This window comes from Actinocorallia aurea, from assembly GCF_054783995.1.
In genome coordinates this window covers 128,758-155,553 of the sequence record NZ_BAAGPQ010000014.1, presented here as the reverse complement: position 1 = coordinate 155,553, position 26,796 = coordinate 128,758, and the positions used below count along the sequence as shown (strand labels likewise).

Below are 26,796 nucleotides of genomic sequence, written 5' to 3'. Positions count from 1 at the left end.
GTCAGCGGCGGCGCTGGGCGCGGGGGATCTCCAGCTCCCCGAAGCGCGGCACGTCGCCTTCGGCGACCCGCCGCCACGCCCGCCGGTAGACCTCCGCGACGGGCTCGGCCGGGACCACCGCGGTCAGCGGCGCGGCGCCGCCCTGCGCGAAGCCGTAAAGCTCGTGCTTCCACTCCTCCATCGGAAGCCGGGGGCCGCGCGCCTCGCTCCAGGGGCACGGCAGGAACAGCGTCCGGCCCGCCTTGGTGCGCCGCCCCTCGGTGACGAGACCGGTGGCCGCCAGCTCGGCGCGGGCGGCCTTCAGGCGGGCTGGCTTCCAGCCCGTCCAGCGCGCGGTGTTGCGGTCGGTCGGATCCGGCATCGCCAGCAGCATCAAGTAGACCGCCGCCGCGTCCGCCGACAGCCCGGACTCCTTGGCCGCCTCGACCACCAGCTCCGGCACCGAGCGCGACGGATCCTGCGGGTACCAGGTCCCGTCGTCGAACCGCCCGCCTTCGACGGGCTCTCCCGGATCGGCCAGCAGCGCCGCGAACCGCTCATCCCGGGCGGCGCGCAAGGCGACCTCCCACGCCATCAGGCGGCCTGCCTTGTCCCGCAGCAGCGCCAGCCGCGGGTCGTCTCCGCCGGAGTCCAGGAACGCCGCCCTGACGCCCGGCCTCTGGAACAGCCGGTCGGTCAGCACGAGGACGGGACCGTACCTCGCCCAGCGTTCGCCTTCCTCGTCGGGAGCGCCCGCCGCCCTCGCGAACTCCGGGACGCTGACGCGGTGCTCCGACCACAGGACCAGCTCCGGGTGGGCGAGCCGCGCCCGGACCGCCGCCAGCCCCGCGGGCAGCCGCGCGCGCAGCGGGTCTCCGGCGGGCAGCCGGTGCGCCAGCCAGGCGAGCGCCCGCACCGCGGAGGTCAGGGTCCGCGCGGTGAACCCGTACCCGCCCGCGACCTCGAACTGGAAGTTCCCGGCCCGCCACCGCGCGTCCTGGGACAGCTCGGCGTTCGCCGCGGGATCGAGGACCGCCCGCAGCTCGGTCTGCGCCACGGAAAGGTGCCCGAGCTCCTTGGCGGCCTCGGTGAGCAGCGCCTCGGGCACCGCGACCGCCGGAGCCACCGCGCGGTTCCACACGGCGGCCGCCGCCGCGGCGTCCGGGCCCTCGGTCCACAGCCGCACGGGATCGGCGGGCATCAGGGCCGAGAACAGCTCGCGGCGCATCTCGCCCGAGAGCCTGCGCAGCTGCTGGTTGGCCGCCTCGACCTCCGCGACCTTGACCTTCATGAGCCTGCGCTGCGCCGCCGAGAGCAGGGTGGCCCGCAGGCCCCAGAGGCCGAGCCCGCCGGACAGCACGAGGGCCGCCATCGTGTGCGTGACTCCCGTCAGACGCGCGAACTCCGCGACCTTCTCGGCGTTCCAGGGCGCGGGTCCCCGCGCGTCGACGAGGGCCATGACCTCCGTGACCGGCGGATCCGGCCGGACCTCGGTGAGAGGCTCCTCCTTCAGCACCTCATAGCCTTCCGGCACGGCGAACCGGCCTGAGGGGTCGTGGAACAGCGCTTCCAGGTCGACCGAGTACGCCTGGTTCCGGCGCGTCCAGCGCTGCTCGACCACGGCGAAGAACGCGCCCCCTTCGAGCGGCACCGCGTGCAGCAGGTCCGTCCGCTCCGCGGGCTGGACGGCCGGACGGACCCGCAGCATCCGCCACGCTGCGGGATCGGGCGTGCGCAGGCCCGCCTCGTCGAGCAGGCCGAGCAGCTCCCGCAGCGCGGTCCGGGCCTCCGGCGCGGTGGCCTCCGACGCGGCGATCAGGGTGATCGCGGTGAGGCCGTCCACGACCCAGTGCAGGCCGAGGGAGGTGCTCGGCAGGGGGACGTGCGGGGTCTCGCCCTCCGCGGCGCGGTAGGCGCCCTCGCGCAGCCGGGCCAGCCTCCACAGCAGCCGGGCCGAGCCCGCCTGGTGGCCGCCGGAGCCGGTCCGCTCGCGCAGGCCGTCGAGACCGAGCTGGAGCGCGGCGTCCGTCGGCGACTCCGGAAGCTCCTCCACGAGGGAGGGCGCGAGTTCGCGCTCGATCCGCTCGCGGGCGTCGGCCGCCGCCTCGCGGGCGACGATAGCCCCCGCGACCACGCCCACGACACCGTGGATCAGGCCGACGTCGGACAGCTCCGGCAGGGCCGCGGTCACCCGGTCGGTGACCTCCCCCCAGGTCTCGCCGCCCTCGAGGAGCCGCTCGGCCAGGGCGCGGTCGGCGCCGCGCAGCCGGGCCGAGCCCCGCGCGTCGCGGGGCCGCATGTGGACCCAGTACTGGACCGGCGGGAAGTCCCGGGTCCCCAGGCGGAAGAACCTGCGGTCGTCCTCGGCGAGGACGAGGCCGTCGGGGCCGATCAGCCGGAGCGTGGTGCTGTGGTTCGTCAGGACGCGGACCAGGCCGCGCGCGCCGTCGTCGCCGGGCAGGCGCAGCGGCCACGGCACGACATGGCCGGAGACCGCGGGGGAGAGCGCGCCGGCGAGGTCCTCGCCCCGCACGGAGCCGTCCGGGCCGGCGACGGCCCGGTGGCCGAAGACGCCGTCCACGACCGCGCCGATCGGTGTCGTCCCGCCGCCGGGCAGGGGCGCGAGGAAGCCGCTGCGCAGGTTCGGGCCCGGCTCGGCGAGGAACGCGGGCGGGTCGGGCTCGCCGACCTCACCGGTGCGGGGATCGACGGTGTGCCAGAGCAGGCGGCCCGCGCTGTACCGGCCCGTCCAGTACCGCGCCCCGTCCGAGGCGACCAGCGACGGGGCGGGCGCGACCGCGTCGCCGCGGTGGATCACCGCGGCGCCGGTGACCCGGCCGCCTCCGGGCGCCTCGACGCTGATCCGCCCGTTCGCCGAGCGGGCCGGGAGGGAGAGGCCGTTCGCGCGGTCTCCCTTGAGGCGCATGACGTGGTCGGGCCTGGTGTGCCAGTAGCCCTTCAGCTCCGAGTCGTAGTTCTCGCTCCAGTGGACGAGCAGCGCTCCGTCGACGTAGCGGAAGCCCCGCGAGTACGTCTTCTGCGGCATCCGGAGGTGGTGGTCGAGGGCGACGCCGGAGCCGTCGAGCACCAGCGCGCGCTGGGCGCCGGCCACCACGAGGTAGGGCCACTCCTCCGCGATCGTCCTGGGCCCCTGGTAGCCCTCGGGGAACAGCTCGTCGACGGCGTTCTCGAACGCGGGCCAGTGCAGCTCGTCGAGCAGGCCGCCGCGCAGGGTGCGGGCGAGGAGATCGGGGATGTCGACCGCCAGGCCGGCCCGCACGGGCTCCTCGGCGATCCTCCGGATGCCCTCGGGCAGGTCGGCGAGCGCGCCCAGCGCGCCCTGGAGCCCCGGCAGGCCCGCCCAGGCGACGCGCCCGGCGACGCCTTCGGCGTAGGCGAGAAGGTGGGGGCGCAGCGCGGGGGCCGAGGAGAGCACGGGCTGGACGGCGTCGTGCGCCGCCACCGCCTCGATCCCCGAGCGCAGGCCCGCGGCGAAGCGGGGGTCCGCGCACAGCGCGGCGAGCCCGCGGCGGCCCTCCCCGCGCGCCCAGGTGTCGAGGGCCGCCCGGAAGCCCGGCACCGGATCGGCGACGGGGACGCCCAGCTCAAGCAGGAGATCGAGCAGATCGGCGCTCTGCGGGACGGCGAGCGGCGCGCCCCGTTCGGCGGTCTCGGCCTTCAGCCGGCCCGCCATCCGAACGACCAGCGGCTCCAGCGCGGTGAGCCGCCGCGCCGCGCGGTACCGCTGGCCACGCGCCTTGAGGAGGCGTTCCAGCCAGCCCGCGACACCGTCTTCCGGGCCGGCGCCCTCGGCGCCGTCGTGCAGGAGCGCCGCGGCGCCGGTCTCGGCGAGCAGATCGAGCCAGAACTCGAGGAAGCCGTGGTCGCCGTCGGGCGTGATCCGCAGCAGCAGGGCGCGGATCTCGGGGCGCTGCGCGGCGAGCGCGACGAGGGCGGCCCGGTGGCCCTTCCACCAGGCCTCGGTGGCCAGCGCCGTCGAGGGGAAGGTGAGCAGTTCGGCGAGGTACTCCCGCTCGACCCGCGCGACGTCCGCCGCGGCGGCCTTGGCCAGCCGGCGGACGTCCGGCGCGGTGGTCGAGGAGGGGGGCAGCCCGCCCGAGGTCCGCCGCACGGCGATGCGCAGGAACCTGCGCAGGGCCTCCTCCGGCGGAAGGCGCAGGGCGAGCGCCTTGCCGAACTCCGAGAGGGTGCGCGCCGGGAGCGCCCCGGCGAGGGCGAACTCGACGAAGACGTCGTCGAGCCTGTCCTCGTCGATGGGGAGGCCGTGCTCGGTCTCGGCCTTGCGGGCGAAGGTGAACAGGCGCGCGGCGAGCTCCGGCTTCTCCGCGGCGAGGAGCTCGCGGGCCGCCCGCTCGTAGAACAGCGGCAGAAGGTGCGGGACCGAGGAGGCCAGCCGCTCGCCCAGCCTGCTGAAGCCCTCGTAGGCGACCTTGGGCTTGGTCGCGGCCGTCCGGGAAAGCCGGTCGATCTCCGGCATCAGCCCGAGCGCGTGGTGGCCGTCCTCCGGGTGGTGCACGAGCACCCATTCGGGGAACGCGAGACTTCCGCGCAGGCCGAACCCGACGTGCGCGGCGGGACCGACGCGCTCCAGCCCGAGGTAGGCGGCCGCCGCGTCCTCGGCCGCGCCGATCTCCTCCGGCACCAGCCGGACCACGGTGCGGCCGATCAGGCCGGGCCGCCGGTAGGCGCGGGCCGTCACCGGCACGGCCTCTCCCAGGTAGGCGGTGTCCGGGTGAAGGTAGGCGCCCGCCTTGAGCGCCTCGGCGGCGGACTCCCCGGCTGCGGGCGGCGGGGGGCTCATGCGTTCTCCTCCACGATCCGGCCCGCGAACAGCGCGGCGGCCATCCGCATGCCCTCCGACCACGCGACGGGGCCGACCTCGGCGAACGGCACGGTCCTTCCGTCCGGCCCGTGCCAGGTGAGCGCGCCGGTCTGGACCTCCTCGGCGTCCCAGCTCGGCACCCCGATCCACAGCGTGGCCTCAAGGGTCCGGCCGTCCTCGCGCACGGTGCAGGCCGCGTACCCGCCGGACACCCGGTAGCCCAGGCTCGCCGCGCGGGCCGCGATCCGGAACCGGGAGCTGTACCGGCCCCCGGAGAACTTCTGGACGGCCTCGCCCGCCGCGTCCTGCGGTTTGGCGAAGGTGGCGCGGTAGATCTGCTCGACCCGCTGGGTGACGCCGAGCTCCGCGGCGAAGTCCCGCAGCTCCTCAAGGTCCGGCAGCAGGACGGGGTGCGGCATCCGCAGGTTGCGCGCGTCGAGCCTGACGGTCTCGCCGTCGAGGTTCACCACGCGCAGCGCGCCGTCGGCGGAGATGTCGCGCAGGAAGCCGACCTCCTGCGGGTCCTCGCCCACGACGGCCATGTCGCGCAGCGCGGCGCGCCACGCCTCGTCCTCCCACACCTTGGCCAGGAGCGGCGCCGGCACCGGCAGCGAGGAGGTCATCCACGCGTCCACCTTCGCGACGCACTCGGCGGCGTGCCGGTCGAGCCAGGTGGCGAACCGGCGCAGGCTCTCCACCTCCGGGTGGTCGCGCAGTGCCTTGGGCAGCGCCTTGAGCGGTTGCCCCGGCCCCTTGCCGGGGGTGACGCGGCGCGCGGCCACCTTGCCGTCCACGAGGGCGACCTCGTAATCCTCTCCCGCGGCTGTCCAGCTCACGCGAGCTCACCTCCTCTGCCGGAGCGGCCCGTCGGGGGACGGACCGGGGGGAAGGCCGCGGACCGGAACGGCTCCGCGACCATGATCAGAACTTAGCGGTCGGCACCGACAATCCGCGGGGCCGACCGAAAACCGGGCGACGCCGCCCGTCCGGCCCTGATCCGGACGGGCGGCGCGGCCGTCACCTGCGGCGGCCGCCCTTGCGGACCTTGAGGTCGGCGAAGCGCGGGCCGTCGCCCTCGGCGATCCTGCGCCATGCCTTACGGAAGAGGTCGGCGACGGGCTCGGTCGGCACGACGGTGCGCAGCGGCGCCGCACCGTCCGGGGTCAGATCGAACAGCGCGTGCTTCCAGGTCTCCATCGACGGCCGCGGGGCGCGCGCGTCCGTCCAGGCGCCGGGCAGGAACAGCGTCCGGCCGGCGCGGGTCCGGCGGGCCTCGACGACGAGGTCGGTCGCCGCGAGCTCCGCCCGCGCCGCCTTGAGCCGGGCGGGCTTCCAGCCCGTCCAACGCGCGGTGTTGCGGTCCGTCGGATCCGGCAGCGCCAGCAGCATCAGGTACACCGCCGCCGCGTCCGCCGACAGGGAGTGCGCCGCGGACACCTCCGCGACGACGTCCGGAACCGACCGCGACGGATCGTGCGGGTACCAGGTGCCGTCCGCGAACCGCTCGCCGCCGGCGGGGTCTCCCGGGTCGGCGAGAAGGGCGGCGAACCGCTCGCTCTTGACGATCCGGAGGGCCAGCTCGATGGGGAACGGCTCCCCCGCGGCCGAACGGAGCGCCGGGAGGTACGGGTCCTCCCCCGCCTCGTCGAGGAGCGAGGTCTTGAGCGCCGGGTAAGGCATGGTGTCGTGGGTCGACAGGACGATGGCCCCGTAGCGGACGAATCCGAGGCCCTCCTCCGTCGGAGCACCCGCCGCCTTGCGGAAGGCCGTCACGTCGAAGTACCGGTCGAAGCCGAGCATCAGCCCCGGGTGGGCGAGCCGGGCCCGGACGGCCTCCAGGGCGTCTGGCAGGCCGGCGCGCAGCGGGTCGCCGGCGGGCAGCCGGTGGGCGAGCCACGCGGCCATGAGCACGACCGAGGTCAGCGTCCGCGCGCCGAATCCCCGGCCCTCATCGGCCTGCACGACCTTGTCGCCGGAGACCTTCCACGCGAGGTCCCGCGTCAGCTCCGGCGACGAGGCCGGGGCGAGCACCGCGCGCATGGACGAGGCGAGGTCCCAGCGTTCGAAGACCGCCTTCTTGGCCTCGGCCAGGAGCGCCTCGGGCAGCGCGATCTCGCCGCCCATCTCCTTGTTCCACACCTCGGCGGCGGCCGCCACGTCCGGACCGCGCGTCCACAGCTCGGCGGGGTCGGCGGGCAGGAGCGCGCCCACGAGGTCGCACCGGAACCGCCACGGCAGCGCCCGCAGCGCGCTGCGGGCCACCCCCGCCTCGGCGACCCTCACCCCGAGGGCCTTGCGGACCTCGGCGGGCAGGAACGAGTGCTGGTGGTCGTCCAGCCCCGGCAGGCCGGCGACGACGAGCGCGGCGATCGTCGGCGTGGTCCCGGTGAGCCTGGCGAACTCCGCGGCGGACTCGGCGGACCAGGGCGCGGGGCCCCGCTCGTCCAGCTCGGCCAGGTAGGCCGCGGGCGGCAGCGGACGGCTCCACCAGCCCTCGATCTCCGCGCACGACTCCGCCTCATAGGGGGCGGGCGGCTCGAACGCGCCCGACGGGTCGTGGAACAGCCCCCTGAAGAGGTCCGTGTCCTCGCGGTTGTCCCAGTCACCGAAGGCGAGGAACGCGCCGCCCTCCAGGCCGAGGGTGCCGCGCCGGTGGCCCGGCCGGGCGTTGCCGTTGGCCAGGCGGGTGGCGGACCTGGGCAGGCCGAAGCCGACCTCGCGCCACCGGCCCGCCGCGTCGGCGGTGAGGCCCGCGCGGTCGAACGCCTCGCTGAGGTACCGCAGGGTCGGCCGGGCCTCGTCGCCTCCGGTCCACGACAGCGCGCGGTAGATCCCGGCCTCCCGGGGCCGGAGCACCGACTCGACGCTGAGGCGGCTGGGCGCCAGGGGGCGCTCGTCCAGGTGCACCGCACCGGGCGCGGCCGGCTCCTCCGCGCCGCCGGCCAGGACCGCGAAGCGGTGCAGGATCGTCGCGATGCCGCGGCTCTCGTCGCCCCGGTAGCCGGTGGCGCCCGTGATTCCGCCGAGGGCCTCGTGGATCATCCGGTCGGACGGGCCCTCGACCTGCTCCTCCACGACCTCGCCCTTGAGCGTCTGCTCCAGCTTCTGCACGGTCTCGTCCAGCCGGATCCGCTCGGCGGACGCCTTCTGCGTCACGCCGACGATGCCCGCGATGAGGCCCTCGTGGGTGACCTCGGGCAGGAGGGCGCGAACGGACTCGACCGGATCGTCGCCCTGCACGACGGCCTCCAGGAGCGCCGCGCACGTCGCGGCGTCGACCCGCCGCAGCAGCGCCGAACCGCGCTCGTCGCGCGCCGTCAGGTGGGACCAGTAGCGCAGCGGCGGGAGGATGACCGTGCCGAGGGCGTAGTCGCCCGCGGGACCGTCGGTGACGACCTGGGCGGTGTGCGTGCCGTCGACGTCGTGGAGGTCCACCCTCCAGGACTGGCGGACGTAGGTGCGCGGACGGTCGTCGCCGGGGAAGTAGAGGGTTCCCGGGAGATAACTGGCGGAGTAGAGCGAGCTCGTGCCCGACATGTCCTCCGCGCGCAGCCCGCTGCCGGGCCGACGGACGTAGCGCAGGCCGACCAGCCCGTCGACGACCGGGCCGACCGGGGTGGGTCCTGCACCGGGGAACGGGAGGATCCAGCCGTCGCCGGTCACCTCGCCGTCGGCGGGGTCGCCCGCGTGCCGCGTCAGGAACTCCGGGGCGCTCTCCCTGCCGAGTTCGCCGGACGCGGGGTCGTACTCCGTCCAGTACGCGACGCCGCCGTCCCGGTAGCGCTGGACCCAGTGGGACCTGCCGTCGGTGATGACCAGGCCGCCCGTTTCCGGCACCACGCTGTCACCGCTGTGGATCACGCCGAGCGCCGTGGTCCGGCCGCCGCCGGGCACCGGGAGGGTGACGGGCTCGTTGCCCCGGTGCCAGTTCAGCGTGAGGTCCGCCGTCCCCTCGCCCTGCATGCGCAGGACGCGGCCGGGTTCGCTCGTCCAGTACCCGTGCCTGGTGTCGCCGGACTCCCAGTGGACGAGGAGATCACCGTCCACGAAGTGGAACCCCGGCTCCCGCGCCCCGGACGGCGTGCGCAGCTCGTGTTCGAGGACGCGCCCCTCCAGGCCGACCACCACGGCCTTCGCCTTGTTGGCCACGACCAGGTAGGGCCATTCCTCGGCGATGATGAGGTCGCGTGCGTTCTCCCGTGGGCTGAGCTCGCCCACGGCCTCCTCGAAGGCCGGCCAGGAGAACTCGTCGAAAAGGCCGGTGCGCAGGGTCCGCGCCAGGATCTCCCCGAGGTCGGCCCTCGTGGCGGCGCGCACGGCGTCCTCGGCGAGCGACAGGATGTCCCCGGGCAGCCAGGACAGCATGTGCAGCGCGGCGGGCAGGCCCGGGAGCCCCGTCGCCCACGAGCGCTCGGCGACCTTGTGCACCCACTCGGTGAGCAGGTTCCGGACGCCCGGTGCCGCGGCCAGCGCCCGGAACGTCGCCACCTCGCCGGAGCCGAGACGGTCGAAGGACAGGTGCAGGGACTCGTGGAAGCGGTCGTCGGCGCCCAGCGAGACCAGGTCCCGCCGCTCCTCCGCGCGCGCCCACGACTCCAGCTGCAGGATTCGGCCGTCCGGCGCGGCGACCGGAAGGCCCAGCTCCAGCATCAGGTCGAGCAGGTCGACGCTGTACGGGATCGGCAGCTCGCCCCCGTCGGCCAGGTCGGCGCGCAACCGGTCGGCCATCCGCACGACCAGTTCCTCCAGTGCCGGCACGCGCGAAGCCTCGCGCCAGCCCTGCCTGCGGAACTTCAGGTAGCGGCGCAGCCATCCGGCCGATCCGTCCTTGGGCCGCTGCGCGGCGGGCACGGAGTCGTCGTAGAGGCCCGCGATCGCGCCGGACTCCGTGAGCACGTCGAGCCACAGCGCCGACAACCCGTGATCGTCGTAGGAGGGCAGCAGGTCCAGCAGCAGGCCGCGCGTCTCGGGGCGGCGCCGCGCGAGCTCGACCAGCGCGGCCCGGTGCGCCTTCCACCAGCCGGCGCCCGCCCGCGCCGTCGCGGGCAGCTCCAGCATCTCGCCGACGAACGCGATCTCGACGCTGAGCGCGTCGTCTCCCGCCTCGCGGGCCAACTTGCGCAGGTCGTTGCCCATCTGGGCCGACGGAGGCATGCCGCCCGACGCGCGGCGCAGGCACAGCGTCGTGTAGCGGCGCAGAGCCTCCCCGGGGGAGACTCGCGCGCTCAGCTCCTTGGCATAACCCGAAAGGGTCTTGACCGGGAGCGCCCCGGCCAGCGCGTACTCGAGGAACACCTCGTCCAGCCGGTCCTCGTCGATGTCGAGGCCGTGCTCCACCTCCGCCTTGCGCGCGCGGCTGAAGAGCTGGCCCGCGTACTGGGCGTTCTCCACGGCGAGGAAGGCGCGGCCCGCCCGTTCGAAGTACGTCGGCAGGAGGTGGGGGACGGACGATGCCAGCCGCTGCCCGAGCGCGACGAGGCCGTCCATGGCGGCCTTCGGCTTGGTCTTGGCCTGCTTGGCCAGGCGCTCCAGCTCGGGGACGACGGCGAGCGCGCGGTGCCCGTCCTCGGGGTGGTGGGCCAGGACCCATTCGGGGAAGCCCAGCGTCTGGCGCGGGCCCGCTCCGACGATCGCGGGCTCGCCGTCGGGCACCAGGCCGAGGAACCCCGCCGCGAGGTCCTCGGCCGCGCCGAGGTCGGCGGGGGCGAGGCGGACGACGACGCGGTCGTCCAAGGCGGGGTGCGTGTACGAGCGCGCCGCGATCGGCACCGCGCCCTCCGCCTGCGCGCCGGGGGGCAGGACCGCCCCCGCCGCCAGCAGCTCGGCCGTCATGCTCGCGTCCCCGCCTTCGGTGTCCTTGGCGTTGGTATCCATGGCGTCGGTGCCCATGCCTTCAATGGCCATGCCTTCGACGACCGTGCCTTCGATGTCCACTCCGCTCACGCCTTCTCCTCCACGATGCGTCCCGCGTACAGGGCCGCAGCCATCCGCATGCCTTCCGACCACGCGACGGGGCCGACCTCTCCGAGCCGTACGGCCCGGCCGTCTCCGTCGCGGAAGGTGAGGGCGCCGGTCTCGGAGTCGCCGTCCCAGTAGGGCTCGCCGATCCATACGGTGGCGTCGTACATCCGGGCGTCATCGCGGACCCGGCAGGAGGCGAAGCCGCCCGACACCTTGTAGCCGAGGGACGTCGCGCGGGCCGCGAGGCGGAAGCGGGAGCCGTACTGGCCTCCCTGGAAGCGCTTGTCCTCGACGGCCTTGGGGTCGAGGTCCGCGGGCTTGGCGAAGGTGGCCCGGTAGATCTGCTCGACGCGCTGGGTCAGCTCCAGCTCCGCGGCGAACTCCCGCAGCTCGTCGAGGTCGGGCAGGAGCACAGGGTGCGGCAGCGTCACCGTCCGCGCGGCGAGCCTGACGGTCTCGCCGTCGAGGTTGACGACCCGCAACTCCCCTTCGGGCGTCACGTCGCGCAGGAAGCCCACCTCGTCGGGGTCGTCGCCGAGCACGGCGAGGTCGCGCAGCGCGTCCCGCCAGGCCTCGTCCGCCCACACCCTGCCGATCAGCGCGGTCGGCACGGGCAGGGAGGACACCATCCATGCGTCGACCTGCGCCACGCAGGCGGCGGCGTGGCGGTCGAGCCATTCGGCGAAGCCGCGCAGCCGCTCCACCTCGGGGTGGTCGCGCAGCGCCTTGGGCAACGTCTTGAGCTGCCGCCCAGCCGACCGCCCCGTGGTGGCGCGCACCGCCACCTTGCCCTCGACGAGGGCTATCTCATAGCTCTCATCCACTGACACCCATCCCACCCGGGGCCACCTCCTGATGCATGTGACGGCGTCGCCCGCGCGCACACGGGCAGGGGGAAACGCCGGAGAGAACGGGAGCTCTTCGGCGTCCCGTCTGACGATGATCAGAACTTAGCGGGCGGGAGTGACAAACCAGCTGGAACGGAGAAGTCGGACTGGGCGAAAAATCTTGAAGGCCCCCGCCGTCGCCGGTGGAGGCCTTCTGAACTGCGCAGAACCGTGGGTCAGCGCTCCAGTTCCGCGCGCGGCCAGCCTGCGCCGCCAGCCGCCGCCTCGTAGGTCGCCTGGAGGAACGCGAGCAGCTTCGCGTCGGGATCGGCCGCCGTGCGGACCGCCTCGTACGGCAGGACGAACTCGCCCAGCGCCGCGTCGTAGTGCGCCTCCGGTACGCCCGCGGGCATCTCGCGGTAGCCGGACGGCTCCGGATAGGCGTAGGAGTAGAAGAAGCCTTCGCCCTCTCCACCGGGCCAGTAGCCGCAGCTGCTCACCTCGTGCGAGTACGCCTCGTGCATCACGTGCGGACCGCAGTTCGGCGCCCCGCCCGGATGCGGCGGCGCCGTCCTTCCGGAGAACCGGGTGGTCGCCAGGTCGAGCGCGCCCCAGAACAGGTGCACGGGGCTGTTCTTGCCGACGAAACGGGCCCGGAAGACGGTGAACACCCGCTCGGCCTCCACCAGCAGCCGCCAGAACCTGAGCGCCTGGTCCGGGTCGTAGGAGCGCGGCGCGTCGTCCTCGGGGAACGGGATCGACCCCTCCAGCTCTACGGGCACCGGCCAGATCTCGGTGTGCAGGCCGAGCTCGTCCAGCAGCTCCATCAGCCGCGCGTGGAACTCCTCGACGGTCCGCTGCTCGGCCAGCGCCATCCGGCGGCCCGTCCCGTCCGTGGCGGCGATGTCGAGCGACCCGGCGAGGAAGTCGAAGTCGATCGCGAAGCTCCGGCCCGGGGCGCCCGGGATCAGCGAGGTGGTGAAGCCGCGCGGCGTCAGGTACAGCGGCGCGTTCCACCAGTGGTTCACCAGCGGCGTGCGCGCGATGCGGACCTTGCCGACGACCTGCGTCCACAGCAGCAGCGTGTTCTTGGTCGGTTCGAACTCAGCGAGCGGAAGCGACGGCCAGACGGACACTTCGGAACCCCTTCTCAGACGACGGGCACGGACACGCGCAGCTTCGACTGCTTGTGCGGGAGCACTTCCCAGTCCTCCATGAACACCGCCTTCAAGCCGTGCCTACGGGCCAGCTCGGTCAGCGTCTCGGTGCGGTAGTAGAAGTCCTCGCGCAGCACCTGGTGCTCCGGGCCGACGGTCCGGTCGAAGGTGAAGTCGAAGAAGCCGCCGGGGGCGAGGACCCTCCCCACGTGCGCCATGCACTCGTCGATGACCGGCAGAGGCGAGTGGGAGAAGACGCTGTGCGCGTGGATGACGTCGAAGCGCGCCTCAGGCAGGAAGGAGAAGTCGAGGCTGCGCACGGGCGTGAGATGGGGGACCTTGTCCTGCAGGCCCTGCCCGGACAGCACCTTCTGGGCGGCGAACAGGATGTCCGGGGAGATGTCGATCCCGTAGTAGTTGCCTTCGTCCAGGTACTCGATGAACCGCCAGCCCGCCCGCAGGTTGCCGCAGCCGATCTCCAGAAGGCGGTGCTGCGGCCTGAGCCCGTGGCGGACGAGGTAGTCGAACTGCATGGCGCCGAGCGCAAGCCATCTGTCGTGGGAGGCGCTGCCCACGGCCTGTTCAGGACTCCGCGCCGAATCCGAGCGCATCACGGCCCGGTAGTAGCTCACATGGTCGTCGGTCGTCATGCGCAGCCACGAGTCGCGCGCCCAGCGCTGCGCATAGGCGGTGATCCGATGAGGATGGCTCACCGCGTACCTCATCTTGTGGGCGAGAGACGCCCGGTTCTTGAATTCCATGCGGCCCCTCCGCCACCCGGTGCGGCCGACGGCTCACCCGGCCACACCGCGTTGTACCAGGGGTTCGTCCGCCTCCCGAAGGGCTGGCGGCTTCGTCACCGGACACACCACTCAGCCGTGTCGGGGCCTTTTTCCCGCTATGTCACCCTGTGCTTCCGCCCGGCCGGGCCGCTACTCCCGCTCTCCCCGGGCGCGGACGACCAGGGAAGGCTCGTCGTCCCAGCCGACCAGCCGCACCACATGGCAGAGCAGCGGCGCGAGGTCGTTCACGTACAGCTTGCGGCCCGGCGCGAGGCGCGCGGCCACCTGCGCGATCGCGCGGAACCCGGCGAGGTCGATGAACTCCAGCGCGCTCATGTCCAGGCGAAGGTCGCCCGGCCACCGCGCCGCCGTGTACAGGGCCTCCGCGAGGACGGCGACCGTCCGGTAGTCGACGGACCCGGCCACCCGCAGCTCCCGGCGCCCGTCGCGCAGCACGGGCAGGAGCCGCAGCGTGGCGTCCTCGTGCAGAGCGGGCACGGTGGCCGCCGCGGGATGGACGCGGTCGGCGACGGTCAGCCTGTCGGCGTCGAACCTGCGCACGTCGTACTGGCACAGCGCGGTCGCGCGGCGCCCGGCGACCAGCGCGCCGACCTTCTCCTCGAACGCCGGCAGCCTGTCGGCGCCCGGCACGTCGCGCAGCGCCCAGTCCATCTCACCTGTCAGGCGCAGCCCCGAATGACCGGCCTCCAGGCTCAGCGCGACCTCGCGCTCGATCGTGGCGACCGTCGCGTCGGCGTCGAAGCGGCCCGAGGCCAGCAGCGAGGCGTCCACCGGGACGATCTTGAGGCTTCCGTCGGCGACGGCCGGCGCGGGATCGACGCCCGCGTCGCGCAGCCAGCCCGTGACGGTCTCCGGGGCGCTGCGCTCGGTGTAGTAGAGCAGCCTCTCACCCCGCTCCAGGCCCACCGACAGATAGCGGGTGAGCACGTCCCTGCGCTCCGACTCGTCGGCGAAGGCGAGGCACAGGTGGTCTCCATGGCGCAGGTCGGACACCTGGCGCTCCCTGAGTCCCTGCGCGGTCACGACGGACCCGCGATGCTCAATCCCGCCCCCAAGATCCCACCCTCAGACCGCGCTCCCCGTGCCCCCGGGGCCCCTCTCCGGGCGTCCCGCGAAGACTGTACTCCCGAGCAGAACAACCAACCATTCGAACCAATTGTGACCGCAGCCACACGCTAAGAAAAGGGCCCAAGGTCCCTAGCCGCCCTCCGCGCGACGAAAGACACATAAAGGACGCCCAGGTCCAGGCCCCGCCGAGCCCGCGAGCGGCACGGGACGCCACCCCGGCGTGAAAATTGCGGGCCTCGCGGCGAGGGCCGCCGCGGCACCGCCAGAAGCCTTCGGCCAACGTGCCCAGAGCGACCCCGCCGAGCGGCAGGGCCACAAAGGAGTTACTTGGAGCAACATCAATGTTGCTTTTCGGAGTATGGCGAGGTGGGGCGCGGTCGGGTCGGGTGGGACGCGGGTGACCCGAGGGGCACCTGCGGCGGCCCGGTGTCGGCGGGCGGTCAGGGATGCGGGTGGCGGATGAGGAGGGCGGCGTGGACTTCTTCGGAGGTGGCGGTGGCGTACAGGTGCGGGGTGTCGGAGGTCCAGGAGGCGTGCGCGCCCGCCGGGACGGTGAGGGGGCCTTCGGGAGGGCCGACGAGCGCGGTGCCCTGGAACACGGTCAGATGCTCGGTCACGCCCACGGGATGGGCCGGCGAGATCTGGCGGCGGCCGGGGAGGATGCGCAGCCGGTAGAGCTCCGTGGTCCAGGCGGCGTCCTCGAACGTCTCCAGCAGCTCGGCGGTGACCGCCGCGCCGTGCACGGGCGGGACGGCGGCGTGCGGGCCCGGGTCGGTCAGCAGCGCGGCGAGCGGCACATCGAGCTGAGCGGCGATCGCGTACAGGGTCTCGATGGTCGGGTTGCGGGTGCCCGCCTCCAGCGCCGAGAGCGTGGCCTTGCCGACCCCGGCACGCTGCGCCAGCTCCGAGAGCGACAGCCCGCGAACACCGCGCAGCGCCCTGATCCGCCGCCCGATCCCGGCGGCGAACGCCGCCGCGTCGGCACCGGGGACACCGGGACCGGGGAGCCTCTGCCCAGGGAGGCTTTCCGCGGGGACGTGGGGCTCGGGAAGGTCGGTCACGGGACAAGGATGCCACTGTTCCGTTTTGTGACTGAGCGCTTCACCTGGCGGATTTAGTGTCGTAGTTGGCGGAACCGCCAGCTCCGATGCTCTGTCAGTCACGTGGGAGGCTGGGTCCTCTTGCGTCGAGGCTGTGGGTGTGGGCTTGAACAGGTCGTTTGGTTGCTGCTCAAGCCCTGAAGGCCCGGGGTTCGCGCGAACTGAGGGTTCTTCAAGGGGTTGCAGGCCGGGACCGTCGCCTGGGTGGATCACGATGGTGTCCCGCACGCCTGCTGAGATGACGAAGCCGTCGTCGGCGTACGAGACCACTGTCCGTGAGGATGGGCCGGCAACGGCTCTTCCTGATCGTCCTGAGTGACGAACGGAGGACCCCAGGGAGCCGCTTTGATCGCGTAGCGCTCCCGAAGAACGGTGGAAGGAGCGCGCCGCGTGTCCCTGTCCCGGTCGGCGTCATCCTGCGAGACCAGCGGTCTCTTTCAGCGGAAGACGCCGGTGTGGCCGAGGGAGTAGCGGCCCGGCTGGGGGTAGACGCACAGGCCGTGGGGGCCCTGGCCGACGGGGATCCTGCGCAGGAGGCGTCCGGTCTGGGTGGAGATGGCGTAGATCTCGGCGTGGTAGCGGCCGGAGAGCCACAGGACCTTTCCGTCGGCGGAGACTCCGCCCATGTCGGGTGAGCCGCCGCCCGGCAGGCGCCACCGTTTGGCGACGGTGCCGGTGGCGAAGGAGACGACGGAGATGGAGCCCTCGCCCCGGTTGGAGACGTAGAGGTGCTGCGCGTCGCGGCTGGGGTAGAGGCCGTGGGCTCCCTTGCCGGTGGGCAGGAAGCCGGTCTTGCGGAACGTGGCGGCGTCGATCGTCCACAGGCCGCCGGCCATCATGTCCGCGACGTAGAAGGTGCGGCCGTCGGGTGAGAGCTTGACGTCCTGCGGCATGCCGCCCTCGGCCAGGCGCAGCCTCCCCGTCACCCGCTGGGTTCGGACATCGACGCGGACCGCGTCCCCGGAGAACTCGCAGGCCGTGATGAAGAACGTGCCGTCGGCGGAGAAGTCGGCGTGGTTCGGTCCTCGGCAGGGCACCTTGACGCTCCGCACGAGCTTGAACGTCCGGGCGTCCCGGAAGTCGATGCGCTGGAGCCGTTCGGCCATGATGACCGCGTACTTCCCGTCCGGGGTGTAGTACATGTTGTACGGGTCCTCGACCGGTACGCGCTTGCCCGGTTTTCCCGTTCGGGGGTCGATCGGGATCAGGTCGTTGGAGTCGTTGTCGTTGACCCACAGCGTCTGCATGTCCCATGAGGGCACCACGTGCTGCGGTCTGCGCCCGGTCTTGAAGCGGCCGACCTGTTTGAAGGTCGCCTGGTCGAAGACCATGACCTCGTCGCTCTCGGAGTTGGGGACGTACACCCGGGCCGGAACGTCGCGCACCGCGTCGCTGAGCATCCCGGCCCCGGCATGCGCGTACACGTCCGTCTCCGGAGCCCCCGTCACCGGTCGCGAGACCGGCGCCGCCGGGGGAACGACCTCTTCATGAGGCATCCCGTGGTGCGGGCCGTGCTCCCCGTGCGCGCACCCGGCCAACGCGGCACCGGCCGCCAGCACGAGCAGAGCCGACCGCCTCGCGAACCCGCCGATCACCATCGGCAACCGAATGAACACGATTGACGATCTTAGGGAGAGGACTCCCAACGGCCCGGAAAGATCGCGAACGCTGTGACGCCTGGTTCGGCCGCATGCACACCAAGATCCATGATGCGCCCGTGACGCACCGGCGCTGTCACGGGGTGCGCGTGGAGGTCGGGCTGCCGGTCGGGTCAAGCCGATGGGATTACCGCGATGGGGGTGGGGCGGAACGCGTGGTGGCGACGAGGCCCGCGGTGATCTTCTGGAGCAGGCTGTAGGCGAGGATCGGCAGGAGGACCTGAGGGCGGTGGGCGAACGAGCCCGCCGCCAGGACCGCGGCCGCACTGGTGTTGTTCATCCCGGCGGCGAAGGCGAGTGATATCCCGTCCGGGTGGGCGCTTCGGGTCCACCGCGCCATCGACCGGCCGATGAGGAAGGACAGGCAGCACACCGTGCCGGACACGATCACGGCCAGGACCAGCAGGTCGGGGTCGGGTCGGGCCAGGGCCTCGCCGAGCGCGCCGGCCGCGTTGAGGTAGCACAACAGCAGAATGTTCACCACGTTGACCAGCTTCATGACCGGGACGGCTCGCGCCGCCCGCCGCTCCCCGAGTCCCGCCCGGATGACGATCCCGGCCAGGCACGGCACCACGATCACGGCGACGGCGAAAGCGCCCGCACCCGCCGTCCCCGCCAGGGTGTCGAGCCGCGCGGTGTCGTCCAGGCCGCCGACACCCTCCGGGCCGATCAGCGCAGCGGTGACGGTCAGGCCCCACGGGACCGTGAGGGGGCTGAGCAGAGTCGAGACCACGATCATGGCGACGACCAAGGGGACGCTACCGCCCGCGAGCTGCCCCCACGACGCCGCGCCCCCGGCGATCGGCATCGCCAGGACCAGCAGCAATCCGACCATGAGGCACTCCGCCTCTGCGGCGTCGTGCCATCCCCGTAGGAGCAGCGCGGCGACCGGCAGCAGCACGACCGGCAGCAGAGCGTTCGCCACGACACCGGACGCCGGCCGCAGGGGTCTGCGCATGACACCGCTCAGATCGCGCACCCGCACCCCCAGACCCGCGGTCAGCAGCATGACGGCGAGCAGGACCATCGGCACGGAGAACCGCCCACCAGCCGGTGACGCCCAGGTCACCGCTCGCACCGCCTCCCCCGCCTGAGGGAACACCGCGGCCAGCGCATAGCAGACGATCATGAGCGTGAGCAACTTCCGCTGCATCAGAGCCATCACTCGAACCATCACCCAAACAACACTAGTCACTACTCCAAGTCACACTGGTGTCGTGCGTGCGGGGCGAATGGCCGGAGCCCGCGTGAAGCGGGAGTCCGGTACCGAACCCGATGCGTCGATCGGCGGTGGCCGGGCGGTCGCGGCCTGCGCTGCCCCGCTCTAGGGCTGCGGACGTTCACGTAGGGTCGGCGGGTGGCCTTCATCGTGGTGTGCGAGGACGACGCGGCGGTGCGCGACGTCCTCAAGCGGGTGCTCGAACACGACGGCCATGCCGTCACGGTGACCGGTACGGCGGACCGCCTCCTGCGGAACCTCGATCCGGTGCCGGACCTGGTCGTGCTGGATCTGGGGCTTCCGGACGCCGACGGCCGCGACGTCTGTGTGGCGCTGCGGGCCCGGGGCGTCGACGCGCCGGTGCTGATGCTGACCGCCCTGGACGGCATGCATCACAAGGTGGGCGGCTTCGAGGCCGGCGCGGACGACTACGTGACCAAGCCGTTCGACGTCCCGGAGCTGCTGGCGCGGGTGCGTGCCCTGCTGCGCCGGACGACCGCCCTCACCTCGCCGAGCGGCGTCGTCCTCGATCCGGCGAAGCACGTCGTGACCTGCGGTTCGGGGAGCGAGAGCCTGACGCCGACCGAGTTCCGGTTGCTGGGCAGGCTCATCGCCGCGCGAGGCGAGGCGGTGCGCCGTCACGCCTTGGTCGCCGCCGGCTGGCCGCATGGCGCGCACGTCAGCGACAACACCCTGGACTCCTTCGTCCGTCGGCTGCGGACCAAGCTCGGCGTCCTGGGTGCGGCCGATCATCTGGTGACGGTCCGGGGGGTGGGCTACCGGTGGCGGTGACGGGCTTCCGCGGGAGGGTCGTCGCGCTCACCGTGGTGATCGCGACCGCGGTGGTCGCGGTCCTGGTGGTGGTCTCGCACGTGCTGCTGAGCAGGGTGACCGACGCCGACTCGCTGGACCTGGTGCATACCCGCGCGGAGGCGGTCGCCACGAACGTCACCGTGCGCGGCGGCCGCGTCGTGATGACCGAGAACGGAAACGAGGCGCTGGACACGGTCTCGTGGGTGTACGCCGACGGGCGCCTCATCGACGGGATCGCGCCGGACGGCGGCCTTGACCGCGTCGACGCGCTCGCCGGTTCTCCGCGGTCCCGGACCGTCACCGTCGGCGACCGTCTGCTGTACTCCCTGCCGGTCCCGATCCAAGGCCACCTGGTGGTGGTCGTCGCGGAAGTGGATCTGACGCCCTACGAGGCGTCGGTGCAGCGCGGCCTGGCCATGTCATTGATCTTGGGCGGCCTCTCGATCCTGCTCGCCGGCGTCGTCGCCTACCTCGCGGTGCGCCGGGCGCTGCGGGTGGTTCACGACATGGCCGCGCTCGCCGACGAATGGGGCGATCACGAACCCGGCCGACGGTTCGACCTCGGCGTCCCCCGCGATGAGTTCGGAGAGCTCGGACGCACCCTCGACCGCCTCCTGGAACGCGTCGAGGCCGCGCTCGCCGACGAGCGCCGGCTCACCGACGAGATCGCCCACGAACTGCGGACGCCCATGACCGTCCTGCGCGGCGAGGCCCAGCTGGCGCACCTGTCCGGCCGCGAACTGCCGCCCGGCTCGGTTCTGCGGGAAGTCGACCGCCTGGACGCGGCCGTCACCACGATCCTCGGCGCCGCCCGGCCGCGGATCGACGGCCGTGCCCGCTGCGACCTCCGGGCCGCCGTGCGGCAGGCGATCGCCGGACGCCCCGTCGACCTCGCCGTGCCGCCCGGAATCGACGTCGCCGTGACCGCCGAACTGGTCGTGGCCGTCCTGTCGCCCCTGCTGGACAACGGTCTGCGGCACGCGGCCTCCCGTGTCCAGGTGACGGCGCGGCTCCAACCTGGGAGCGTGCTGATCGAGGTCCTCGATGACGGCCCCGGGTTCGATCCGGCGGACGTCGACCGGGCCTTCGAAGCGGGATTCACCGGCGGCGACGGGAACGGGCTGGGGCTGGCCGTGGCCCGACGCCTGGCCACGGCCGCCGGAGTCGGGGTCCGGGCGATCGCCGACGGCCACGGCCGCGTCGAGGTGGAGCTCCCCGCGGTCTCGTAGTCAGGTTAACGGCAGGTTCTCCGCGCCAGCCTGGCCGCATGACAACGACGAGCACGGTATCGACCCGGCACGAGCGGCTCCTGCTGAACAAGGTCCCCGAGGTCACCGTCTGGTTCTGGGTGATCAAGATCCTCTGCACGACCGTCGGGGAGAGCCTCGCCGACTGGATCAACATGCGGCTGGGCGTCGGCCTGGTGAACACGGCCTGGATCTTCACCGCGGTCTTCGTGTCGGTGCTGGCCGTCCAGCTACGGCTGAAACGGTACATCCCGTTCCCTTACTGGCTCACCGTGGTCGTCGTCAGCGTCACCGGCACCCTCTACACCGACATCCTGACCGACCAGTACGGCGTGCCGCTGTGGATCAGCTCCGCGGTGTTCTCGGTCCTGCTCGTCGCGGTCTTCGGCGTGTGGTGGCTGCGCGAGCGGACCCTGTCGATCCACGCAATCACCACCCTGCCGCGCGAGTCGTTCTACTGGCTGACGGTCCTGGTCACCTTCGCGCTCGGCACCGCCACCGGCGACTGGACCCTTGAACTCACCGGCTGGAGCCCCGGCGTCTCGGTCCTGCTGCCGCTCGGCCTCATCGCCTCGATCACGCTGCTGTGGAGGTTCGGCGCGAACCCCGTGCTGTCGTTCTGGCTCGCCTACATCCTCACCCGCCCGCTGGGTGCCAACATCGGCGACTGGCTCGCCTCCCCGAAGACCGCCGAAACCCCGGGCGACCCGACCGGCCTCGCCCTCGGCACCTTCACCACCAGCCTGATCTTCCTCGGACTGATCCTGGCGACGGTCCTCTACCTGACCGCCACACGCTCCGACGTCACCGGCACCGAAGCGGGTGAGCACATCCCGCGCACCCCCGCCCACCCGCTCCGGGAACGCGTCGCGCTCGCGGGTCTCGGCGTTCTCGCCGTCGCCACCGCGGGCCTGCTCTTCTGGGCGCACGGTCGCCCGCACATCTCGCCGGCGCCGGAGGACGACGCGACCTCCACCGTCCAGCTCGCCCCCGGCCAGGCCGTGCAGAACTTCCCTCCCGACAAGATCGCCGCGCTGAAGGCACTCGCGACGACCGCCCTCAGGGACGCGCGATCGGGGGACACGGCCGGAGCCCACGCCTCCGCCGCATCCCTACGCGACCTCTGGGACGCCGACGAGGAGTCCCTGCGGCCACTGGACGGCACCGGCTGGACGTTCCTCGACGCGCAGCTGGACCTGGTCCTGAAGACCTTCGGCATCGACCACACCAACCCGCCGATGCCGCCAGCTCAACAGGAAGCCGAACTCGGCACCCTCCTCACGGACCTGGGCTGACGCCACCCCGGTTCGCACCACGACCCGGCCATCGGAAGTGGCAAGGCCAGGCCAAGTCGGGTCTCCGTACCGGACTGGATGGGGTGAAGTGCCTGGTGGGAGGCTTAGCATGGGGTGATGGCGCGTCTGCTGGTGGTGGAGGACGACGACGTCATCGGTGAGGTGCTCGAATCCCGGCTGCGCGCCCAGGACCATGGGGTGGTGTGGGAGCGGACGGGTCGGGGTGCGCTCCGTGCGGCCGAGACCGAGGTCTTCGATCTGGTGCTGCTGGACCTCGGGCTGCCGGACATCGACGGTGTGGAGGTGTGCCGGAGGTTGCGCCGGGTCCAGCCGGGCTGCGTCCTGGTCATGCTGACCGCGCGGCAGGACGAGATGGACGTCGTGCTCGGCCTGGAGGCCGGGGCGGACGACTACCTGACCAAGCCGTTCGGGTTCGCGGAACTGCTCGCGAGGGTCCGTGCGCACCTGCGGCGCGGGGCGCCGAATCCACCGGCGCCGGCGCGGATGGAGGTCGGAGACCTCGTCGTGGACACCGCGGCCCGCCGCTGCACGGTCCTCGGCCGGGAACTGGAGCTGCGGCCCAAGGAGTTCGACCTGCTGGCCCGGCTGGCCGCCGACGCCGGTACGGCGCTCACCAGGGAACAGCTCATGGACGACGTGTGGGACGTGAACTGGCACGCCTCGACCAAGACACTCGACGTGCACGTGGCGGCCCTGCGCGGCAAACTCGCCGCCGCGGCGCGGGAGTCCGGGGCGACGCTTCCCGGGATCGTCACGCTGCGCGGCCACGGTTACCGGCTGGAGGGGCCGCAGGACGGGCCCGTCACAGGTCGCGCAGGACGGTGACCGAGGGCTTGCGGGCCAGCCGCACGGTCGCCGCCGAGACGGCGGCCAGCGCGGCGACGGCCACCGCGGCGACGGTCGTCAGATAGGGCCAGGGCACCGCCAGGGCGGACGGCGGCGGGTCGAACACTCCGGTCAGGACCTTGACGAGCATCTGCGACAGCAGCCAGCCGAGGCCCGCGCCGGCGGTGAGTCCGCAGGCGGTCAGCACGGCGGTCTCGGCGAAGACGAAGCCGCGCAGCTGCCGGGCGTCGGCGCCGAGGGCCGCCGCGATGGCGAAGGTCCGCCGCCGCTCGGTGAGGCCGAGCGCCAGGACGAGTCCTCCGGCTGCCGCGGCGAGGAGCAGGGCGAAGGCGAGTTCCACCCGGGTGAGTCCGGCCAAGTCGACGGCGGTGAGGCTGGACCCGGTCGTGGTCCGCGCGGCGGTGAGATCGGTGACGGTCGCCGACGGCCCCAGCCCGGCCTGCACCTTGCGGGCGACGGCGGCGGGGTCCTTGCCTCCGGTGTCGATGAGGAAGGCGCCCACGGCGTCGCTGCCGGTGCGCTGGGCGACGTAGGTGGCGTTGGCGACGAAGAAGCTGTCCTTGGGCGCGGTCGGGAACTCGTTGACGACCCCGGCGTAGTGGAACGGGACCGTGGTGAGCTGCTTGGTCCTGCCGTTCTGGAGGCGCAGGTTGAGCAGGTCGCCGGGCTTGAGCTGGAAGTCGTGCACGGTCTCGGCCGAGACGAGGACGGAGTCGGGCTTGGCGGCCAGCACGGACATGAGGTGCTGGGCCGTGCCTCCGGTGAAGTAGGCGTCCTGGAGCGAGGTGGCGCGGGCGACGGTGTGCGGCCTGACCCCGTAGAGGTCCTGGAGGTCGGCGCCGACGTAGGCGAAGCGGTGCTGGACGGGTTCGACGGTGCGCACTCCGGCGATCCGGGCGATCCGGGCGGCCTCGTCTGGCCCTGCGACGGTGCCGGGCGACTGGGTGACGGTGACGTCTGCTCCGTTGGTGAGCCGCGCGTCCGCCTCGGCCTGCTGCCGGTAAGTGGCGTTGAAGGTCGCGGTGGATCCGGCGAACGCGACGGCGACGGCCAGTAGCACGACCGCGCGGGACAGGGTGCCGCGCCGCCGGGAGATGCCGGCGGCGACGGTGCCGGACAGCCCGCCCGCGACCGGCTTCAGGCCGGTGGCGACGAGCCGGCGGCCTCGGCCGAGCAGGAGGTCGGCGAGCCGCCAGGCGAGCAGTGCGCCGCCCGTCCACAGCAGTGCCGGTCCGGCGAACGCCCAGTAGGAGACGGAGATGGCGGGGACGCCCTCCGGTGCGAGCACGAGCTGGTAGCCGTTGCGGCCGGTCAGCAGGAAGACGGCGGCGGCGAGGCCGAGGAGGATGAGGTCGAGCCCGTAACGGGTCCAACGTGGGGCCGCGGTGCGGCCGATCGGCGTTCGGTTCTGGGCGACCGTCGTTGCGCGCAGGTCGCGGTGGGCGGGCAGCAGCACGGTGGCCGCGGCGATGAGCAGCCCGGACAGTGCCGCCCCAGCGGTCCAGGCCAGGGCGGTCGCCGGGGTCGCACCGAATTCCGCCGAGCCGAACGCCCAGCGGCCGACCAGCGCGGCCCCGAAGAGGCCCAGGAGGCTGCCCGCGGCGCCGACCACGGCGGCCTCGACGGCGGCGAGGGCGAGCAGGGTCCTGGCCGAGGCTCCGCGTGCCCGCAGCAGCGCCTGCTCGGCGCGTCGCCGCTGCGCGCCGGTAGCGGTGAGGGCCGCGGTGAGCAGGCCCGCGAGCACGGCGCCGGGGAGGCCGAGGAACAGGAAGAGCACCTGGGAGTAGGCGGCGTCGCCGCGCGCGGCGTCGAGGGATGCGCCGAGGTTGTCGCCGACGGTCGCGGCCCCGGACGTGGCGGCTTCGAGGTTGTGCGCGAGCGCGGTGCTGCGGGTGTAGGCGGCGGCGGGGTCTGCGGGCAGCCGGTGCGTCCGGGCCGCGTGGACCTGGGTGGAGACCAGGTCGGGCCGGGTCGCGGCCAGTGGGTCGAACACCTGGTGCCAGGTGTTCTGCGGGAGCAGCAGGACATTGTCGGGGGGCGCGACGGGCTGGGCGCCGACCGGGGCGCCGACCTTCTGGAACAGGGAGTCGGCCTGCGGCAGGTCGACGACGCTGGTGACCTTGACGGGCACCGGGGGCAGTCCCTGGCGGCCGATGGAGATGGTGTCGCCGGGCCGCGCGTGCAGGTTCGCGGCGGTCTGCTGGGCGAGCATGACCCCGTTGCCCGGTCCGGAGAGGGTCCGCACCGCTGCGGGGAAGATCTGCCGGTAGGCGTCCGGCACGCCGAGGACGACTCCGGGGCCCGTCGTCTGGGTGGTGGTGCCGCTGTTGGAAAGTCCGCTGGTGGTGGCGAATCCGACGGGGACCGCCGCGCGGGTGCCGTGCGCGGAGCCCACCGCGGCGAGGACCGCGGCAGGGTCGGCGCCGGGGGCCACCTCGACCTGCCAGTCCACGGCCACGCTCGTGGCGGCCCGGGACGTCATGGTCGCCTTGGAGGCGGCGAGGAAGGCGCCGAGCGAGGCCAGCAGCGCCACCGCGACGGCGATGCCCGCGGTGGTGGCGGCGAGACGGGCCGGGCGACGGCTCAGCAGGCCGCGCAACCAGATCCAGATCATGGCGGGCCCTCCGTTCCCGGACGTGGGGCGGGCGCGGCGGTGAGCGCGCCGTCCCGCATCGTCCACCGTTCGGTGAAGTGGTCGAGCACCGCCGGGTCGTGGGTGCTGATGACGAGGGCAGCGCCGAGTTCGTCGGCGGCCTCCAGCAGGACGGTGATGACGCGTTCGCCCGCTTGGTGGTCGAGTTGGCCGGTGGGCTCGTCGGCGAGGATCAGGGCGGGCCGGCCGGCCAGGACCCGGGCGACCGCGGCACGCTGGGCCTGGCCGCCGGACAGCTCCTCGGGAAGCTTCGCCGCGAGGTCGGCCACCTGGACGCGCCGCAGCGCCTCGCCCGCGTCGCGCAGGGCGTCGTGCTCGGGTGTTCCGCCGAGGATCAGCGGCAGCGCCACGTTCTCGCGCACGTCCAGGTCCGGGAGGAGGCTGGGGCCCTGGAAGACCAGGCCGACGGTGCCGGGCCTGCCGTGCGGCGGACCGCCGAGACCGGGCCAGGAGATCTCGCCCTCGGTGGGCGTGTCGAGCCCGGCGAGCAGGTGGAGCAGCGTCGACTTCCCCGACCCCGACGGACCGGACAGCGCGATCCGCGCGCCGGGAGGCACCGTGCAGGAGACGCGGTGCAGCGCGACGGTCGCCGCACGACCCGACCCGAAGGTCCGGGCCAGGCCCGCGCAGCGCACGACCGCGTCGGGGGCGGGTCCGTCCGCGGTGAGGCGGGTGCCGTTCATGACGTGACCTTTCCGTCGCTGAGCCCGATCACCCGGTCGGCGGCGGCCGCGACCGCGGGGCTGTGGCTCGCGACGAGGACTGCGGTGCCGAGGGCGGCGCGGTGCAGCAGCAGGTCGAGGACCTGGGATTCGGTGACGGAGTCGAGTTCTCCGGTCGGCTCATCGGCCAGCAGGACCGCCGGGTCGGCCGCGAGGGCAAGGGCGAGGCCCGCCCGTGCCGCCTCCCCGCCGGACAGCTCGGCCGGCCGGGCGCCCGCGCGCGCGGTGAGTCCGACCGCATCCAGCAGCATGCCGCTGTCAGAGCCCGGCCGGTGGGAGGGCAGCCTGCGGCACAGCGCGAGGTTCTGCGCGACCGTCAGGTGCGCGAGCAGGTTCCCGGACTGGAACAGGACGCCGACGCGGTCCGCCCGCAGCCGTGCGCGGGCCGTCTCCGGGCGGTGGCTCATCCGCTCGCCGCCGATCCGGACGGTGCCGCCGTCGGGTTCGTCGAGCCCGGCCAGGCAGGCCAGAAGGGTGGACTTGCCCGAGCCCGACGGCCCGGCGACGACCGCGAACTCACCTGAGGCGACGGTCAGGGACACTCCGCGCAGCGCGAGGGTCTCCTCCTCCCCGGCCCGGAAGAA

The 26,796-nt window shown here is 73.4% G+C and carries 16 protein-coding genes and 1 pseudogene; 4 read left to right on the top strand and 13 right to left on the bottom strand.

Annotated elements, in window-relative coordinates:
- Position 1 precedes the first annotated feature (1 nt).
- The 10 genes from ACYVOM_RS18595 to ACYVOM_RS18550 all read right to left on the bottom strand — a co-directional run bounded on the left by ACYVOM_RS18595 (position 2) and on the right by ACYVOM_RS18550 (position 18,549).
- Positions 2-4,801, bottom strand: coding sequence for a DNA-binding protein (locus ACYVOM_RS18595; protein WP_460304670.1), 4,800 nt, complete (start codon positions 4,799-4,801; stop codon positions 2-4).
- The gene (locus tag ACYVOM_RS18590; RefSeq protein ID WP_460304669.1) at positions 4,798-5,658 is read right to left on the bottom strand and encodes a DUF4132 domain-containing protein; all 861 of its coding nucleotides are present in this window, start codon (positions 5,656-5,658) and stop codon (positions 4,798-4,800) included. Before ACYVOM_RS18590 ends, ACYVOM_RS18595 begins: the two co-directional genes overlap by 4 nt.
- 181 nt (positions 5,659-5,839) lie before the next feature.
- Positions 5,840-10,765 (bottom strand): ATP-binding protein, encoded by a 4,926-nt coding sequence (locus ACYVOM_RS18585; protein ID WP_460304668.1) that lies wholly within the window; start codon positions 10,763-10,765, stop codon positions 5,840-5,842.
- Positions 10,762-11,607 carry a DUF4132 domain-containing protein gene (locus ACYVOM_RS18580; RefSeq protein WP_460304667.1) on the bottom strand — a complete coding sequence of 282 codons (846 nt, stop codon included), beginning with the start codon at positions 11,605-11,607 and terminating at the stop codon, positions 10,762-10,764. The genes ACYVOM_RS18585 and ACYVOM_RS18580 overlap by 4 nt, the downstream gene beginning before the upstream one ends.
- A gap of 239 nt (positions 11,608-11,846) precedes the next feature.
- Positions 11,847-12,746 carry a DUF5996 family protein gene (locus ACYVOM_RS18575; RefSeq protein ID WP_460304666.1) on the bottom strand — a complete coding sequence of 300 codons (900 nt, stop codon included), beginning with the start codon at positions 12,744-12,746 and terminating at the stop codon, positions 11,847-11,849.
- Between the two features lie 14 nt (positions 12,747-12,760).
- Positions 12,761-13,528 carry a class I SAM-dependent methyltransferase gene (locus tag ACYVOM_RS18570; RefSeq protein ID WP_460304665.1) on the bottom strand — a complete coding sequence of 256 codons (768 nt, stop codon included), beginning with the start codon at positions 13,526-13,528 and terminating at the stop codon, positions 12,761-12,763.
- 171 nt (positions 13,529-13,699) lie between these two features.
- The gene (locus tag ACYVOM_RS18565) at positions 13,700-14,563 is read right to left on the bottom strand and encodes an MEDS domain-containing protein (RefSeq protein ID WP_460304664.1); all 864 of its coding nucleotides are present in this window, start codon (positions 14,561-14,563) and stop codon (positions 13,700-13,702) included.
- Positions 14,564-15,078: 515 nt separating this feature from the next.
- Complete coding sequence (locus ACYVOM_RS18560; RefSeq protein ID WP_460304663.1) at positions 15,079-15,699, bottom strand: helix-turn-helix domain-containing protein; 621 nt, start codon at positions 15,697-15,699, stop codon at positions 15,079-15,081.
- A gap of 476 nt (positions 15,700-16,175) precedes the next feature.
- Positions 16,176-17,354 carry a YVTN family beta-propeller repeat protein gene (locus ACYVOM_RS18555; RefSeq protein ID WP_460304662.1) on the bottom strand — a complete coding sequence of 393 codons (1,179 nt, stop codon included), beginning with the start codon at positions 17,352-17,354 and terminating at the stop codon, positions 16,176-16,178.
- Between the two features lie 169 nt (positions 17,355-17,523).
- Positions 17,524-18,549, bottom strand: a complete 1,026-nt coding sequence (locus tag ACYVOM_RS18550; RefSeq protein ID WP_460304661.1) for a bile acid:sodium symporter family protein — start codon at positions 18,547-18,549, stop codon at positions 17,524-17,526.
- A 204-nt stretch (positions 18,550-18,753) separates the two neighbouring features.
- On the opposite strand from ACYVOM_RS18550, the gene ACYVOM_RS18545 reads away from it, so the two are divergent.
- The 4 genes from ACYVOM_RS18545 (at position 18,754) to ACYVOM_RS18530 (ending at position 22,816) form a co-directional block, all read left to right on the top strand.
- Positions 18,754-19,407, top strand: coding sequence for a response regulator transcription factor (locus tag ACYVOM_RS18545; protein WP_460304660.1), 654 nt, complete (start codon positions 18,754-18,756; stop codon positions 19,405-19,407).
- Entirely contained in the window at positions 19,398-20,657 is a 1,260-nt protein-coding gene (locus tag ACYVOM_RS18540) for a sensor histidine kinase (protein WP_460304659.1), read from the top strand. Before ACYVOM_RS18545 ends, ACYVOM_RS18540 begins: the two co-directional genes overlap by 10 nt.
- A gap of 38 nt (positions 20,658-20,695) precedes the next feature.
- The gene (locus ACYVOM_RS18535; RefSeq protein ID WP_460304658.1) at positions 20,696-21,970 is read left to right on the top strand and encodes a COG4705 family protein; all 1,275 of its coding nucleotides are present in this window, start codon (positions 20,696-20,698) and stop codon (positions 21,968-21,970) included.
- Between the two features lie 117 nt (positions 21,971-22,087).
- The gene (locus ACYVOM_RS18530; RefSeq protein WP_460304657.1) at positions 22,088-22,816 is read left to right on the top strand and encodes a response regulator transcription factor; all 729 of its coding nucleotides are present in this window, start codon (positions 22,088-22,090) and stop codon (positions 22,814-22,816) included.
- Here ACYVOM_RS18530 and ACYVOM_RS18525 read toward each other — a convergent pair.
- The 3 genes and pseudogenes from ACYVOM_RS18525 to ACYVOM_RS18515 all read right to left on the bottom strand — a co-directional run.
- Positions 22,794-25,451, bottom strand: coding sequence for an FtsX-like permease family protein (locus tag ACYVOM_RS18525; protein WP_460304656.1), 2,658 nt, complete (start codon positions 25,449-25,451; stop codon positions 22,794-22,796). The two genes, ACYVOM_RS18530 and ACYVOM_RS18525, sit on opposite strands and share 23 nt — an antisense overlap.
- Positions 25,448-26,173, bottom strand: a complete 726-nt coding sequence (locus ACYVOM_RS18520) for an ABC transporter ATP-binding protein (protein ID WP_460304655.1) — start codon at positions 26,171-26,173, stop codon at positions 25,448-25,450. The genes ACYVOM_RS18525 and ACYVOM_RS18520 overlap by 4 nt, the downstream gene beginning before the upstream one ends.
- Positions 26,170-26,751 (bottom strand): annotated as a pseudogene (locus ACYVOM_RS18515) (ABC transporter ATP-binding protein); the annotation flags it as partial. The pseudogene ACYVOM_RS18515 and the gene ACYVOM_RS18520, both read right to left, overlap by 4 nt.
- Positions 26,752-26,796: the final 45 nt, after the last annotated feature.